The organism is Kitasatospora sp. GP82, from assembly GCF_029892105.1.
Taxonomy (GTDB): Bacteria; Actinomycetota; Actinomycetes; order Streptomycetales; family Streptomycetaceae; genus Kitasatospora.
In genome coordinates, this window is record NZ_JARZAJ010000032.1 from 62707 (window position 1) to 79708 (window position 17002).

A 17002-nucleotide genomic window follows, 5' to 3' on the forward strand; every position below is an offset into this window, starting at 1 on the left:
GGCGCCGCCGACTTCGACGCCGCGTTCTTCGGCATCTCGCCGAGGGAAGCCCTGTCGATGGACCCCCAGCAGCGCCTGCTGCTCGAAACCTCCTGGGAGGCGATGGAACGGGCCGGGATCGACCCCGCCACCCTGAGGGGCAGTCAGACCGGTACCTTCATCGGCGCGAGCTACCAGGACTACAGCTCGGGCAGCTCCGGCCAGGACGGCGCCGAAGGCCACCTGATCACCGGCACCATCTCCAGCGTCCTGTCCGGGCGGCTGTCCTACACCTTCGGCTTCGAGGGCCCGGCCGTCACGCTCGACACCGCGTGCTCGTCCTCGCTGGTGGCACTGCACCTGGCCTGCCAGTCGCTGCGCAACGGGGAGAGCTCCCTCGCCCTCGCCGGCGGAGTGAGCATCATGGCCACACCCAACGCGTTCGTCGGCTTCAGCCGGCAGCGGGCGATGGCGGCCGACGGCCGCTGCAAGGCGTACGCCGAGGCCGCCGACGGCATGAGCCTCGCCGAAGGCGTCGGCCTGGTGCTGGTCGAGCGGCTCTCCGACGCCCTGCGCAACGGGCACCGGGTGCTGGCCGTCGTCCGCGCGAGCGCCGTCAACCAGGACGGCGCGTCCAACGGGCTGACCGCGCCGAACGGACCCTCGCAGCAGCGGGTGATCCGCCAGGCACTCGCGACCGCCGGCCTGTCCGCCGCCGAGGTCGACGCCGTGGAGGGCCACGGCACCGGCACCAGGCTGGGCGACCCGATCGAGGCCCAGGCCCTCCTCGCGACCTACGGCCAGGACCGCGAACGCCCGCTGCTGCTCGGCTCGGTGAAGTCGAACATCGGCCACACGCAGATGGCCTCCGGCGTCGCCAGTGTGATCAAGATGGTGATGGCGATGCGGCACGGTGTGCTCCCGCGCACCCTGCACGTCGACCAGCCGTCCTCGCACGTGGACTGGACGGCGGGCGCCATCGACCTGCTGACCGAGTCGTCCGCCTGGCCCGAGACCGGCCGTCCGCGCCGCGCGGGTGTGTCCTCCTTCGGCCTCAGCGGCACCAACGCCCACGTCATCCTCGAACAGGAGCCGGTGACGGCGGCTCAGGACTCCCTCGCGGAGCCGCCCGCCCCGCCCGTCGCCGCCGCCGTTCCCGTCGTGCTGTCCGGGCGTACGGACGCCGCGCTGCGCGCCCAGGCCGACAGCCTGCTCTCCTTCCTCGGCGAACACCCCGAACTGCCCGTCGCCGACCTCGCCCTCTCCCTCGCCACGACCCGGACCGGCCTGGAGCACCGCGCCGCCGTCGTGACCGCCGAGCGCGAGGAACTCCTCCGGGCCCTCACCGCCCTGCGGGACGGCCTGCCCGACGGCACACTGGTCACCGGCCGCCCCGTGCGGGGAAAACTGGCGTTCCTCTTCACCGGACAGGGCAGCCAGCGCCCGGCCATGGGCCGGGAACTCTACGACCGCTACCCGGTGTACGCGGAGGCGCTGGACGCCGTACTGGCCCGCTTCGACCTCGAACTCGACCAGCCCGTACGGGAGGTGATGTTCGCCGAGCCGGACACGGCGCAGGCCGCGCTGCTCGACGACACCGGATACACCCAGCCAGCCCTCTTCGCGCTCGAAGTCGCCCTCTTCCGACTCGTCGAGTCCTGGGGGCTGCGGCCCGACCGGGTCGCCGGGCACTCCATCGGCGAGCTCGCCGCCGCCCATGTGGCGGGCGTGCTCTCGCTGGAGGACGCCTGCACGCTCGTCGCGGCCCGCGGCCGACTGATGGCCGCGCTGCCCGCCGGGGGCGCGATGGCCTCGCTGGAAGCGAGCGAGGACGAGGTGCTGACGCTGCTGGCCGGACGGGAGGACCGGCTCTCCATCGCCGCGATCAACGCGCCGGCCTCGCTGGTCGTCGCGGGTGACGAGGACGCCGTGCTGGAGATCCTTGCCCGCTTCGAGGCCGAGGGGCGCCGGGCCAAGCGGCTGCGGGTCTCGCACGCCTTCCACTCGCCGCTGATGGAGCCGATGCTGGAGGACTTCCGGCAGGTGGTGAGCGGACTGGCCTTCCAGGCCCCCGAGATCCCGCTCGTGTCCGCCGTGACCGGCGAAGCGGCCACGGCGGAGCAGCTGTGCTCGGCCGAGTACTGGGTCGGACAGGTGCGGCGTACGGTGCGGTTCGCCGATGCCGTGAGCCTGCTCGCGGACCAGGGCGCCACCGCCTTCCTCGAAATCGGCCCGGACGCCGTCCTGACCGGCGCGGTACGCTCGACCCTCGGCGACGACGCCCGGCTCACCGGGGTCCCGGCACTGCGGCGCGGCCGCGCCGAGGTCCCGGCGCTCGCGACGGCGTTCGCCTGGCTGTACACCCACGGCCAACGGGTCGACTGGGAGGCAGTGTTCGCCGGTGCCGGCGCACGGCGCGCCGACCTGCCGACGTACCCGTTCCAGCGGCAGCGCTACTGGCCGGAGGCCGGGCTCGCGGGTGCGTCCGCGGCGGCCGCCCCCGGCTCGGAGGACCTGCTGGACGCCGAGTTCTGGTCGGCGGTCGAGCGGGCTGACCTGTCGTCCCTGGGCGCAGGACTGGAACTGGACGACGACACCCTGACGGCGATGGTGCCCGCGCTGTCGTCCTGGCGCCGCAGGCGCCGCGAGCGGTCCACCGTGGACAGCTGGCGCTACCGGGTCACCTGGAAGCCCCTGACCGGCGCCCGCGCCGCCACCGGACCGACGGGGACCTGGCTGGTCCTCGTCCCGTCCGGCGACGGACCGGGACAGGACCGGACGGCCTCGCTGATCGACGGCCTGGCCACCACGACCGTGCGGATCGACCCGGCCGACGGGGACCGCGAGGCCCTGGCCCGCCGCCTCAGCGAACTGTCCGCTGCCGGGCACGAGTTCACCGGCGTCCTGTCCCTGCTCGCCCTGCGCGAGGACGCGCTCCGCGAGGACGCCCTGCGCGAGGACGATCCGGGTGAGGAAGACCTGCGCGAGAACGGTCTGCTCGCCACGGCTGCGGCCGTGCAGGCACTCGGCGATGCCGGAATCGACGCGCCGCTGTGGTGCGTGACGCGCGGCGCCGTCTCGATCGGCCGTTCGGACCGCCTCACCGACCCCGTCCAGAGCGCGGTGTGGGGCCTCGGCCGGGTCGTCGCACTCGAACACCCGCAGCGCTGGGGCGGCCTGGTCGACCTGCCGGAGGTGCTCGACGAGACCGCCGTCCGCCGCCTGGCCGCCGCCCTCACCGGGACCGACGGCGAGGACCAGCTGGCGATCCGCCCGTCCGGAACCTTCGCCCGGCGGCTCACCCGCCACACAGTCGGTGAACGCCCCGCACCCGGGGAGTTCACCCCCACCGGCACCGTGCTGGTCACCGGCGGCACCGGCGGCCTCGGCGCCCAGGTCGCCCGCTGGCTGGCCGCGCAGGGCGCCGAGCACCTGCTGCTCGTCAGCCGCCGGGGCCCGCAGGCGCCGGGAGCGGACGACCTCGACCGCGAACTCACCGCGCTCGGCGTCCGGGTCACCCTGGCCGCCTGCGACACCGCCGACCGGGACGCCCTTGCGGCCGTCCTGGCGGCCGTCCCGGCGGAGCTTCCGCTCACCGCCGTGTTCCACACCGCAGGCATCGTCGAGGACGGCGTCCTGGACACGCTGACCCCGGAGAACTTCGCCGCCGTACTGCGCCCGAAGCTCACCTCGACGCTCCACCTGCACCAGCTCACCCGGCATCTCGGCCTGACGGACTTCGTGCTGTTCTCCTCGACAGCCGGCACCCTCGGCGCCGCCGGACAGGCGAACTACGCCGCCGCGAACGCCTTCCTCGACGCCTTCGCGGAACACCGCCGGGCCCAGAACCTGCCCGCGACCTCGATCGCCTGGGGTCCCTGGGCAGGCGCCGGCATGGCCGTCGACGGGGCAGGCGTCGAAAACCGCGTACGGCGCGGCGGTTTCACGCCCATGGCACCGCAACTCGCCCTCACCGCACTGCGGCACGCCCTCGAACACCAGGACACCGCACTGACCGTGGCGGACATCGACTGGGCACGCTTCGCCACGGTCTTCACCGCGCTCCGGCCCAACCCCCTCGTCGGGGACCTGCCCGAGGTGCGCCGAGCCACCCCGGAGGCGGCAGGCGCCCAGGCAGGCGCGGCGGGCCGGGAACCGGGACTGCGGCAACACCTGGCCGGACTCGGCGAGTCGGCGCGCGGACGACTCGTCCTCGACAGCCTGCGCGCCCAGGTGGCCGCCGTACTCGGCCACTCGGACGCCGAGAACATCGGGGCCGACCAGGCGTTCAGCGACCTCGGCTTCGACTCGCTGACCATCGTCGAACTGCGCAACGCGCTCACCGTGACGACCGGCCTGCGCCTGCCGACGACCCTGGTCTACGACTACCCGACCCCGCTCGCCCTGTCCGAATTCCTGCTCGCCGAACTCCTCGGCGCGCTGCCCGCACACGACACACCGGCGCCGGGCCCACGGGCCGTGGACGACGACCCCATCGCCATCGTCGGCATGAGCTGCCGTTTCCCCGGCGGAGTGGAATCCCCCGAGGACCTGTGGCGGCTGCTGACCCGGGGCGAGGACGCGATCTCCGCCTTCCCCGCCGATCGCGGCTGGGACCTCGACACCCTCGGCCGGGGGAGCTCCGCCACGCTGCAGGGCGGGTTCCTCGACGGCGTCGGCCGGTTCGACGCGCCCTTCTTCGGGATCTCGCCGCGCGAGGCGCTGGCGATGGACCCGCAGCAGCGACTGCTCCTCGAAACCGCCTGGGAGGCCCTGGAGCGAGCCGGAATCGCCCCGGACACGCTGCGCGGCAGTTCGAGCGGTGTGTTCGTCGGCACCAACGGCCAGGACTACACCTCCGTGCTGCGCCGAGGCACGGCCGATGTCCAGGGCCACGTCGCCACCGGCAACACGGCCAGCGTCATGTCCGGCCGGCTCTCCTACACCCTGGGCCTGGAAGGACCCGCGGTCACCATCGACACCGCCTGCTCGTCCTCCCTGGTGGCACTCCACCTGGCCGCAGGCGCACTGCGCAGCGGCGAGTGCTCGCTGGTTCTCGCCGGCGGCGTCTCGGTGATGTCCAGCCCCGACTCGTTCATCGAGTTCACCGCGCAGGGCGGGCTGGCCCCCGACGGCCGCTGCAAGGCGTTCGCCGACTCGGCCGACGGCACCGCGTGGTCCGAGGGCGCCGGCATCCTCGTCCTGGAACGGCTCTCGGACGCCCGCCGCAACGGCCACGAGGTCTGGGGCATCGTGCGCGGTGCCGCAGTCAACCAGGACGGCGCCTCCAACGGCCTGACCGCCCCCAACGGGCGAGCCCAGCAGCGGGTGATCCGCCAGGCCCTGGCCGACGCCGGACTCACCCCTGCGCAGGTCGACGCCGTGGAAGCCCACGGCACCGGCACCAGCCTGGGTGACCCGATCGAGGCACACGCTCTGATCGCGGCGTACGGACGCGACCGGGAACGGCCGCTGCTCCTCGGCGCCGTCAAGTCGAACCTGGGCCACACCCAGGCGGCGGCGGGTGTCGCAGGTGTGATCAAGATGGTGATGGCGATGCGTCACGGTGTGCTGCCGCAGACGCTGCACGTGGACGAGCCGTCCTCGCGCGTCGACTGGTCGGACGCCGCCGTCTCGCTCGTCCGGGAGTCGGTGGATTGGCCGGAGACCGGTCGGCCGCGCCGGGCGGGCGTCTCCGCCTTCGGCGTCAGCGGGACGAATGCGCATGTGATCGTGGAGCAGGCGCCGTCGGTCGAAAGTGCCGACGGTGAAGCTGTGGTGTCGCCTGTGGTGGTGCCGTGGGTGGTGTCGGCGAAGTCTGCGGCTGCGTTGGATGCTCAGGTGGAGCGGGTCTCCTCGTTGGAGCTGTCGCCGCTTGATGTGGGTTTCTCGCTGGCGGCGGGGCGTGCGGGTTTTGTGCATCGGGCGGTGTTGCTGGCGGGTGTCTCCGGTGTTGCCGAGGTTGCTCGTGGGGTGGCGTCGGATCGTTCGTCGGCGTTCCTGTTCTCGGGTCAGGGGTCTCAGCGGCTGGGTATGGGCCGGGAGTTGTACGGCCGGTTCCCGGTGTTCGCGGAGGCGTTCGATGCGGTGTGTGCGGAGCTTGATGTGCGGCTGGAGCGCTCGCTGCGGGAGGTGGTGTGGGGCGAGGACGAGGAGCTGCTGAACTGGACCGTCTATGCGCAGGCGGGGTTGTTCGCGGTTGAGGTGGCGCTGTTCCGGCTTCTTGAATCGTTGGGTGTGGTGCCGGAGTTCGTGGCTGGGCATTCGATCGGTGAGGTGGCTGCTGCGCATGTGGCGGGTGTGTTCTCGCTGGCGGATGCGTGTGTGCTGGTGGCGGCTCGTGGCCGTTTGATGCAGGCGCTGCCCGCTGGTGGGGCGATGGTCGCTGTGCAGGCGACGGAGGACGAGGTCCTGCCGTTGTTGGGTGAGTTGGTGTCGGTCGCGGCGGTGAACGGTCCGTCGTCGGTGGTGGTCTCCGGTGCTGAGGACGCGGTGGAGAAGATCCGCGCTCACTTCGCGGCACAGGGTCGTAAAACCCAGCGGCTTCGGGTGTCGCATGCGTTTCACTCGCCGTTGATGGATCCGATGCTGGAGGACTTCCGTGCCGTTGTGAGCGGTCTGTCCTTCGGTGAGCCGCACATCCCGCTGGTGTCGAATGTGACCGGTGGGCTGGCGGCACGGGAGCTGGTGTGTACACCGGAGTACTGGGTGCGTCACGTCCGTGAGGCCGTCCGGTTCGCTGATGGTGTGCGGGCGTTGGCGGGCGAGGGTGTGTCGGCGTTCCTGGAGCTGGGGCCCGACGGTGTCCTGGCCGCGCTGGCCCAGCAGAGCCTGGAGCAGGACTGCGTGGTCGCTCCGGTTCTGCGCAAGGACCGCGAGGAGGAGAGCGCCCTGCTGACGGCTCTCGCCCGCGTTCATGTCGAGGGTGTGCGGATCGAGTGGGCCGGGCTCTTCGAGGGCACCGGCGCTCGCCGGGTGGACCTGCCCACCTACGCCTTCCAGCGCGAGCTCTACTGGCCGGAGAGCGCGCCCGTGCCGGCGGCCGTCAGTGCCGCGGACCCCGTGGACGCCGAGTTCTGGTCTGCGGTGGAACGCGCCGACCTGGAGTCGCTGTCCTCGGCGCTGGACCTGGACGACACCTCGCTGTCCCGGCTGGTCCCGGCGCTGTCCGCGTGGCGGCGCAAGCGCAACGAGCGCACGGTCGTGGACGGTTGGCGCTACCGGGTGAGCTGGAAGCCGGTGGCCGGTACGACCGCGAGCACCCTTCAGGGCACCTGGCTGGCGCTGGTCCCGGCAGGACAGTCCGATGACGAGTGGACGGCAGCCGTGGTCGGCGCGCTCGGCGCCGACGCGGTCCGCGTCGAAACCGGCATCACCGATCACGATGGTCTCGTCGAGCACCTCACCGCACTCGGTACGGGCGGCGGCTCCTTCGCGGGGGTCGTCTCCCTGCTCGCCGCTGCCTCCGGCACCGGGGACGGCGGGGAGACCCTGCCGACCGGTCTGGCGTGGCCGGACGCACTGGTGGCGGCACTCGGGGAGGCCGGAATCGACGCACCCGTGTGGTGCGTCACGCGGGGCGCGGTGTCGGTCGGACGTTCCGAAGCACCGGCCGGCGCGGCCCAGGCCGCCGTCTGGGGCCTCGGCCGGGTGACGGCCCTGGAGCACCCGCAGCGTTGGGGCGGCCTGATCGACGTGGCGCAGGTCCCGGACGAGCGATCGGCGGCCCGGCTGCGCGGGCTCCTGTCCGATGCGGACGGCTCCGGCGCGGTCGGCGAGGACCAGGTCGCGCTGCGGCCCTCGGGCGTCTTCGTCAGGCGGCTGGTGCGGGCCGCAGCGGACCCGCAGGCAGCCGCGTGGAGCCCGGCCGGGACGGTACTGGTCATCGGTGAGGTGCTGGGCTTCGGCGGGCACGTCGCCCGCTGGCTCGCCAGCCAGGGCGCCGGGCATGTGCTGCTGGTCGGTTCGCGCACCCCGGACATCGCCGACGTCTCCGACGCCGACGACGCCCCCGAGGCCGCCGCACTCCGCGCCGAGCTGTCGGAACTGGGGGTCGAGCTCACGGTCGCGGCCTGCGAGCCGACCGATCGCGAGGGCCTGACGGCGATCCTCCGGGGCGTTCCAGCAGGGCTCCCGCTGACCGCCGTGGTCCACACCGGCCACCCCGCCGAGGAGGGGGGCACCACCTCCGAGACCCCCGAGGCGTATCTGACCCGGATGAGGGCGGGCCTCGACAGCCTCCAGGGCGCGCTCGGGGACCGTGAACTGGACGCCTTCGTCCTGTTCGCGTCGATCTCCGGGGTCTGGGGCGTGCGAGGCCAGGAGGCCGGGGCGGCGGCGAGCGCCTATCTCGACGCCGTCGCGCAGCGCCGCCAGGCACGGGGTGCTCGCACCCTGTCCGTCTCCTGGGCGGCCTGGACGGACACCACCCCGGCGCCGCTCACCCAGCACCTGCGCGTCAACGGGCTGCCCACCATGGACCCCGAGCGAGCGCTGGCCGCGCTGAGCCACGCGAGCGCCGACGCCACGGCCGCAGTCACGATCGCCGATGTGGCGTGGGACCGGTTCGCACCGGCCTTCACGCAGAGCAGGCCGAACCCGTTCTTCGGGGAACTTCCCGAGGCGCGGGCGGCCGTCGCGGACACCGTGGCCGGTCCGGCCGGTGCGGCCGGTGAACAGGGCAGGGCATCCACCGCGTCGGCGCTCCGCAGCGAACTCCTCGCCCGCTCCGAAGGGGAGCGCGCCGAGGCACTGTTGGGGATCGTGCGCACCGAGGTGGCCGCCGTGCTCGGGTACGGGGACGCGGAGTCCGTCCCGGCGGGGTACGCGTTCAAGGACCTCGGCTTCGACTCCCTCACCGCCGTCGACCTGCGCAACCAGCTCGGCGCCGCAACGGGGTTGACGCTGCCCGCCACGCTGGTCTTCGACTACCCGACCCCGACGGCGCTCGCCGCGTACCTGGTCACCGAACTGCTCGGTGAACCGCTGGACGACCGGCGGCCGGCGGCCGTGACGGCCGGCGGCCCGCAGGCCGAGGACCCGATCGTGATCGTCGGTATGAGCTGCCGCTATCCCGGCGGCGTCCGCTCGCCCGAGGATCTGTGGGAGCTGCTGCGCGCGGAGGCCGACGCCATCGGCGGCTTCCCCACGGACCGGGGCTGGGACCTCGACCGGCTGGCCCGGGGCGACCAGGACGGCCACGGCCGAAGCGTCACCGGGAACGGCGGATTCCTCTACGACGTGGCCGACTTCGACGCCGCCTTCTTCGGGGTCTCGCCGCGTGAGGCGATGATCATCGACCCGCAGCAGCGCATCGTGCTGGAGGCGGCCTGGGAGGCGCTGGAGCGCGCCGGAGTGGACCCGGCCCGCCTGCGGGGCGGCGACACGGGCGTGTTCATCGGCGGTGGCAGCGGCGACTACCGCCCCTCCATCGGCCAGATCGGCCATGTGGAGACCGCTCAGTCGGCGAGCCTGCTGTCCGGCCGGCTCTCCTACACCCTGGGCCTGGAAGGGCCCTCGGTGACGGTCGACACCGCGTGCTCCTCGTCCCTGGTGGCGCTGCACCTGGCCGCACAGGCCCTGCGTGCGGGGGAGTGCTCGATGGCACTCGCCGGAGGTGTGACCGTGATGTCCACCCCCGTCGGATTCGTCGAGTTCGGCGAGATGGGGGCGCTCTCGCCCGACGGCCGCTGCCGGTCCTTCGCCGACTCGGCGAACGGCACCGCCTGGTCCGAAGGCGTCGGTGTCCTCGTCGTCGAACGCCTCGCCGACGCCCGCCGCAACGGGCACGAGGTGCTCGCCGTCCTGCGCGGCTCGGCGATCAACCAGGACGGTGCGTCCAACGGCATCACCGCGCCGAACGGCCCCTCGCAGCAGCGCGTCATCCGGCGCGCCCTGGCCAACGCCGGGCTGGCGCCCGCCGAGGTGGACGCCGTCGAGGCACACGGCACCGGAACCACCCTCGGCGACCCCATCGAGGCGCAGGCACTGCTGACCACCTACGGGCGCGAGCGCGACCCCGAGCGGCCGCTGCTCGTCGGAGCGGTCAAGTCGAACATCGGCCACACCCAGGCCGCCTCCGGCGTCGCCGGAGTGATCAAGATGATCATGGCGATGCGGCACGGTGTCCTGCCGAAGAGCCTGCACCTGGACGCTCCTTCCTCGCACGTCGACTGGTCGGCCGGTGCGGTCGAACTGCTCGCCGAGGAGACCGGGTGGCCGCAGACCGGCCACCCGCGCCGGGCCGGAATCTCGTCCTTCGGGGCCAGCGGCACCAATGCACACGTGATCCTCGAACAGGCACCGACGGACTCGACGGACTCGGCGAATGCGGTGGACTCGGGGGAGCGCGCCGACGGCAACGGCCTCACCCCGGTGACGGTCTCCGCCACGACGGCCGACGCCCTGCGCGCCCAGGCCGGGCGGCTGCTCGCCCACCTGACCGGACGACCCGACCTGGCGATCACCGATCTCGGGTACTCGCTGGCCGCCACCCGGTCGGTCTTCGAGCACCGGGCCACCGTCCTCGCGAGCGACCGCGCCGAACTGCTCCAGGGCCTGACGGCGCTGGCCGACGGCCGCGTCGCACCGCAGCTCGTCCAGGGCCAGGTGGCCCAGGGCGGCAGGACAGCCTTCCTCTTCTCCGGCCAGGGCTCGCAACGGCCGGGGATGGGAAGGGAGTTGTACGACCGGTTCCCGGTCTTCGCCGAGGCCCTGGACGCGGTGCTGGCACGCTTCGACGCACTGCTGGACCGCCCGCTGAGGGAGGTACTGTTCGCCGAGGAGGGCTCGGCCGAGGCCGAACTGCTGGACGACACCGGCTGCACCCAGCCCGCGCTGTTCGCGGTCGAGGTGGCGCTCTTCCGGCTCGTCGAATCCTGGGGCCTGCGCCCGGACTTCGTGGCCGGGCACTCGATCGGTGAGATCGCGGCCGCCCATGCGGCGGGCGTGTTCTCGCTGGAGGACGCCTGCACACTGGTCGCGGCCCGGGCCCGGCTGATGGCGGCGCTGCCCGCCGGCGGGGCGATGGCGGCCGTGGAGGCCACCGAGGACGAGGTGCTGGCCCGGCTGGGCGAGGGCGTCTCGGTGGCGGCGGTCAACGGCCCGCAGGCCGTGGTGATCTCCGGAGACGAGAGCGAAGTCCTGCGCATCGCCGACGGTTTCGAGGCCGCGGGCCGCAAGACTAGGCGTTTGCGGGTGAGCCATGCATTTCACTCCGTACATATGGACGCGATGCTCGATGACTTCGACCAGGTCGCCCGGGGCCTGACGTACAGCGCCCCGAGGGTGCCGCTGGTGTCGAACGCCACCGGTGAACCGGCCACGGCCGAGTCGGTGTGCGACCCGGCCTACTGGGTGCGGCACGTCAGGGAGACCGTCCGCTTCGGGGACGGCGTGCGGGAACTCGCCGCGCGCGGCACGACCCGGTTCCTCGAACTCGGACCGGACGCCGTCCTGTCCGCGATGGTGCAGGACAACCTCGGCGGCGATGCCGACACCCCCCGGCGTGCGGTCGCCGTACCGGCGCTGCGCAGGAACCGGGGTGAGGAACTGTCGGTGCTCACGGCCCTGGCCCGACTGCACGCGGACGGCCTGAGCCCGCGCTGGCCCGCCCTCTTCGAGGGCACCGGCGCCGGCCGGGTGGACCTGCCCACGTACGCCTTCCAGCACCAGCGGTACTGGGCCGGGGCCACCAAGGCCGCTCCCGGCAGCACCGCCGACGCCGGGCGGGCCGAGGACGCCGAGTTCTGGTCGGCGGTGCAGAACGAGACCTTCGACTCCCTGGTCGAGGCGCTCGACGTCGACAGCGACTCGCTGTCGAAGGTGCTCCCCGCGCTGCGGGACTGGAGGCTGCGCAGGAGCGAGCAGTCCACCGTGGACGGCTGGCGCCAGCGCATCACCTGGAAGCCGTTGGCCGAGGCGCAGCCCGGTGCACCGTCCGCCACCCTGACCGGCAGCTGGCTCGCCGTGGTCCCGGCGGGGCGGTCCGGAGAGGACTGGGTGGCCGCACTGCTCGGCCTGCTGGGAGCCGACGCCGCCCGCGTCGAGGTGGCGGCGGACGAGGCGGACCGCGACACCATCGCCAAGCGGCTCCGCGAACAGAGCGCCGGAACCGGCGCCGACGCACGGCAGTTCACCGGTGTGGTGTCCCTGCTCGCCCTCGACGAGTCCCTGTCGGGGAGTGCGCCCGCAGGACTGGGCCTCACGGCCGCACTCCTCCAGGCGCTCGGCGACGCCGGTATCGCGGCGCCCCTGTGGTGCATGACCCGGGACGCCGTCGCGACAACGCCTGTGGAGCCGGGGGCCGAGCGTGCGTCCGAGCCGGCCGCCGACACGGTGTCCGGTCTGCTCCAGGCCGGAGTCTGGGGTCTCGGCCGGGTCGCCGCGCTGGAGTACCCGCAGCGCTGGGGCGGCCTGATCGACCTCCCCGAGGTCCTCGACGAGCGCACCGGAGCCCGACTCGTCGGCTTCCTCGCCGACCCCGACGGCGAGGACCAGGTCGCGATCAGGCCGTCGGCCGTCCACGGCCGCCGACTCGGTCCCGTACCGGCAGCCGCAACACCGGTACGCACCTGGGATCCTGACGGCACGGTACTGATCACCGGTGGCACCGGGGCACTCGGCGCCCACGTCGCCCGCCGCCTGGCCGAGGCAGGCGTACGCCACCTGCTTCTGCTCAGCCGCCGCGGCCCGGACGCCCCGGGCGCGGAGGACCTGCGGGCCGAACTCACCGAGTCGGGCGCCGCAGTCACGATCGCGGCATGCGACGCCGCCGACCGCGACGCCATCGCCGCAGTCCTGGCCGGCCTCCCCGAGCAGGCACCGCTCACCGCAGTCGTCCACGCGGCCGGTGTCCTGGACGACGGCGTGCTCGACAGCCTCACCTCAGAGCGCTTCGAGCAGGTGTTCCGGTCCAAGGTCGCGTCCGCGCTGGTCCTGGACGAGCTCACCCGTGACCTCGACCTGGCGGTGTTCGTACTGTTCTCCTCCGCCTCCGCGGCGGTGGGCAACCCCGGGCAGGGCAACTACGCCGCCGCGAACGCGGTGCTGGACGCCCTCGCCGAGCGGCGCCGGGCACAGGGCCTGCCGGCGACCTCCGTCGCCTGGGGCGCGTGGGGCGGCGACGGCATGGCGGCCACCGACCGGGCCACCGAGGCGGCACACCGCACCGGCATCCGGCCGCTCGACCCGGACCTCGCCGTCAGGGCACTGCGCCAGATCGTCCTGGACCCGGCCCCGACCACGGTCGTCGCCGACGTCGAACCGGCACAGTTCGTCCGCGCCTTCACAGCGGTGCGGCCGAGCAGGCTGCTGGCCGAACTCACCGGCCAGAGCGACCAGTCCATCCCGGCCTCCGGGGGCCGGGCGGCTGATTCACCGGCGGCTCTCGCCCTGCGCGAGGAACTCGCCGGGCTCTCCGACGGCCGGCGTTCCGCAGTCGTACTCAACCTGGTGCGCAGCCGCGCCGCCGAGGTCATGGGCCACGCGAGCGTGGAGCTGGTCGGCGCCGACAAGGCGTTCCGGGACCTCGGTTTCGACTCGCTCGGCGCAATCGAACTGCGCAACCAGCTCAACGCCGCCACCGGACTGAACCTGTCCTCGACGCTGGTCTTCGACCACCCGACACCGGCCGAACTGGCCGAGCACATCCTGCACCGGCTCGCCCCGGCCACCGACGGCACAGCCGCAGGCGGGGACGGCCGGTCGGAGGCGGACGAAGCGCTCGACCAGGCACGAATCCAGGCCCTGCTGTCGTCCGTCTCCGTCGCCCAGCTGCGCAGTATCGGCGTACTGGAACCGCTGTTGAAGCTGGCCGCGCAGACCGCCGGCCAGCACCAGGCGCCCGAGGAGACGTACGACGAGTCCATCGACGCGATGGATCTCGACGACCTGGTGCAGGCAGCACTGCAGGACAACTCTGACCGACCGCAGGACTGACGGAGCGGAAGCCGAACATGACCACGCCCCATGACAAGGTTGTCGAAGCCCTCCGCTCCTCGATGAAGGAGACCGAGCGGCTGCGGCGGCAGAACCACCGACTCGCCGCCGCAGCCACCGAACCGATCGCCATCGTGGCGATGAGCTGCCGCTACCCCGGCGGCGTCCGCTCGCCCGAGGACCTCTGGGACCTGGTGGCCTCCGGTACCGACGCGATGTCCGAGTTCCCCACGGACCGAGGCTGGGACCTCGACACCCTGAGGGACACCCGGACCGACGACCGGGGAACCCAGGTCAGCCGGCGCGGGGGCTTCCTCGACACCGTCGCGGACTTCGACGCGGACTTCTTCGGGATCTCGCCGCGCGAGGCCGTGTCGATGGACCCGCAGCAGCGGCTGCTCCTGGAGACGTCCTGGGAGGCGTTCGAGCGGGCCGGGATCGACCCGACCACGTTGCGGGGAAGCCGGACCGGCGTCTTCGTCGGCACCAACGGTCAGGACTACGCCTACCTGCTGGTGAGGTCCCTCAAGGACGCGACCGGGGACATCGGCACGGGAATCGCAGCCAGCGCCACCTCCGGCCGCGTCTCCTACGCGCTGGACCTGGAAGGCCCGGCAGTCACGGTCGACACGGCGTGCTCGTCCTCGCTGGTCGCCCTGCACTGGGCGGTACAGGGCCTGCGCGCGGGTGAGTGCTCGCTGGCACTGGCCGGTGGCGTGAACGTCATGTCGACACCCGGCTCCCTGATGGAGTTCAGCCGGCAGGGCGGCCTGGCGTCGGACGGCCGGTGCAAGGCGTTCGCGGAGGCGGCGGACGGCACCGGTTGGTCCGAGGGCGTGGGCATACTGGTGCTGGAGCGTCTGTCGGACGCCCGGCGCAACGGGCACGAGGTCCTGGCGGTCGTACGGGGCTCGGCCGTCAACCAGGACGGCGCGAGCAACGGATTCACCGCGCCGAACGGTCCTTCGCAGCAGCGGGTGATCCGGCAGGCCCTGGCGGGCGCCGGGCTGTCGGCCGCGGATGTGGACGCGGTCGAGGGGCACGGGACGGGTACGCCGCTGGGCGACCCGATCGAGGCACAGGCCCTGCTGGCCACCTACGGGCAGAACCGCCAGCACCCGCTGCTGCTCGGGTCGGTGAAGTCGAACCTGGGCCACACCCAGGCGGCGGCGGGTGTTGCCGGTGTGATCAAGATGGTGATGGCGATGCGTCACGGTGTGCTGCCGCAGACGCTGCATGTGGATGCGCCTTCGTCGCATGTGGACTGGTCGGCCGGTGATGTCAAGCTCCTTACGGAGTCGGTGGATTGGCCGGAGACCGGTCGGCCGCGTCGCGTGGGGGTCTCGGCGTTCGGGATCAGTGGGACGAATGCGCATGTGATCGTGGAGCAGGCGCCGCCGGTCGAAAGTGCCGACGGTGAAGCTGTGGTGTCGCCTGTGGTGGTGCCGTGGGTGGTGTCGGCGAAGTCTGCGGCTGCGTTGGATGCTCAGGTGGAGCGGGTCTCCTCGTTGGAGCTGTCGCCGCTTGATGTGGGTTTCTCGCTGGCGGCGGGGCGTGCGGGTTTTGTGCATCGGGCGGTGTTGCTGGCGGGTGTCTCCGGTGTTGCCGAGGTTGCTCGTGGGGTGGCGTCGGATCGTTCGGCGGTGTTCCTGTTCTCGGGTCAGGGGTCTCAGCGGCTGGGTATGGGTCGGGAGTTGTACGGGCGGTTCCCGGTGTTCGCTGAGGCGTTCGATGCGGTGTGTGCGGAGCTTGATGTGCGGCTGGAGCGCTCGCTGCGGGAGGTGGTGTGGGGCGAGGACGAGGAGCTGCTGAACTGGACCGTCTATGCGCAGGCGGGGTTGTTCGCGGTTGAGGTGGCGCTGTTCCGGCTTCTTGAATCGTTGGGTGTGGTGCCGGAGTTCGTGGCTGGGCATTCGATCGGTGAGGTGGCTGCTGCGCATGTGGCGGGTGTGTTCTCGCTGGCGGATGCGTGTGTGCTGGTGGCGGCTCGTGGCCGTTTGATGCAGGCGCTGCCGGCCGGCGGGGCGATGGTCGCTGTCGAGGCGACGGAGGACGAGGTCCTGCCCCTGTTGGGTGAGTTGCTGTCGGTCGCGGCGGTGAACGGTCCGTCGTCGGTGGTGGTCTCCGGTGCTGAGGACGCGGTGGAGGGCGTCAGCACGTATTTCGAGGGCAAGGGCCGAAAGGTCACTCGGCTTCGGGTGTCGCACGCGTTCCACTCGCCGTTGATGGACCCGATGCTGGAGGACTTCCGCGCCGTTGTGAGCGGTCTGTCCTTCGGCGAGCCGCACATCCCGCTGGTGTCCAACGTAACGGGCGAGCTCGCCACGCGGGAGCTGGTGTGCACACCGGAGTACTGGGTGCGCCACGTCCGCGAGAGCGTCCGCTTCGCCGACGGAGTAAGGGCGTTGGCCGACGAGGGTGTGTCGGCGTTCCTGGAGCTGGGACCCGACGGTGTCCTGGCCGCGCTGGCCCAGCAGAGCCTGGACCAGGAGTGCGTCGTCGCTCCGCTGCTGCGCAAGGACCACGACGAGGAGAGCGCCCTGCTCACCGCTCTCGCCCGCGTTCATGTCGAGGGCGTGCGGATCGAGTGGGCCCGGCTGTTCGAGGGCAGCGGTGCCCGCCGGGTGGACCTGCCCACCTATGCCTTCCAGCGCGAGCGGTACTGGCCCGCGCTGGTGCCCGACGCAGGTGATCTGACGGCCGTGGGACTGATCGCGGCGGACCACCCGCTACTGGGGGCGGCAGTCCCGCTCGCGGACTCGGATGCGGTGCTGTTCACCGGTCGACTGTCGCTGAAGGCGCATTCGTGGCTGGCCGATCACACGGTGGGCGGGGTGGTGGTCTTTCCGGCCACGGGTTTCCTGGAACTGGCCATACGAGCGGGCGACGAGGTCGGTTGCGACCGGGTGCAGGAGCTCACCCTGAGTACACCACTCGTGGTCCGCGACGGCGATGACACGGTGATCCAGCTGCGCATCGACGGGCCGGACGAGTCCGGTGCCCGGACCGTGGGTTTCTTCTCGCGTGGGGCCGGGGTTGTGGATGGGCCGTGGGCGGAGCATGCGTCGGGTGTGCTGGTGTCGGG

Annotated in this window: 2 protein-coding genes (1 of these 2 cut by a window edge); both read left to right on the forward strand. The window is 72.6% G+C overall.

The features are described from left to right. Positions 1–13917, forward strand: partial view of a type I polyketide synthase gene (locus P3T39_RS27445; RefSeq protein WP_280701643.1) — the 3' portion only. Its footprint begins 14769 nt before the window's first position; 13917 of the gene's 28686 nt are visible here — the last part of the coding sequence; its start codon lies off the left edge, out of view; its stop codon occupies positions 13915–13917. 17 nt (positions 13918–13934) lie between these two features. Next, a partial coding sequence (locus tag P3T39_RS27450; protein WP_280701644.1) for a type I polyketide synthase occupies positions 13935–17002 on the forward strand: 3068 nt, incomplete at its 3' end.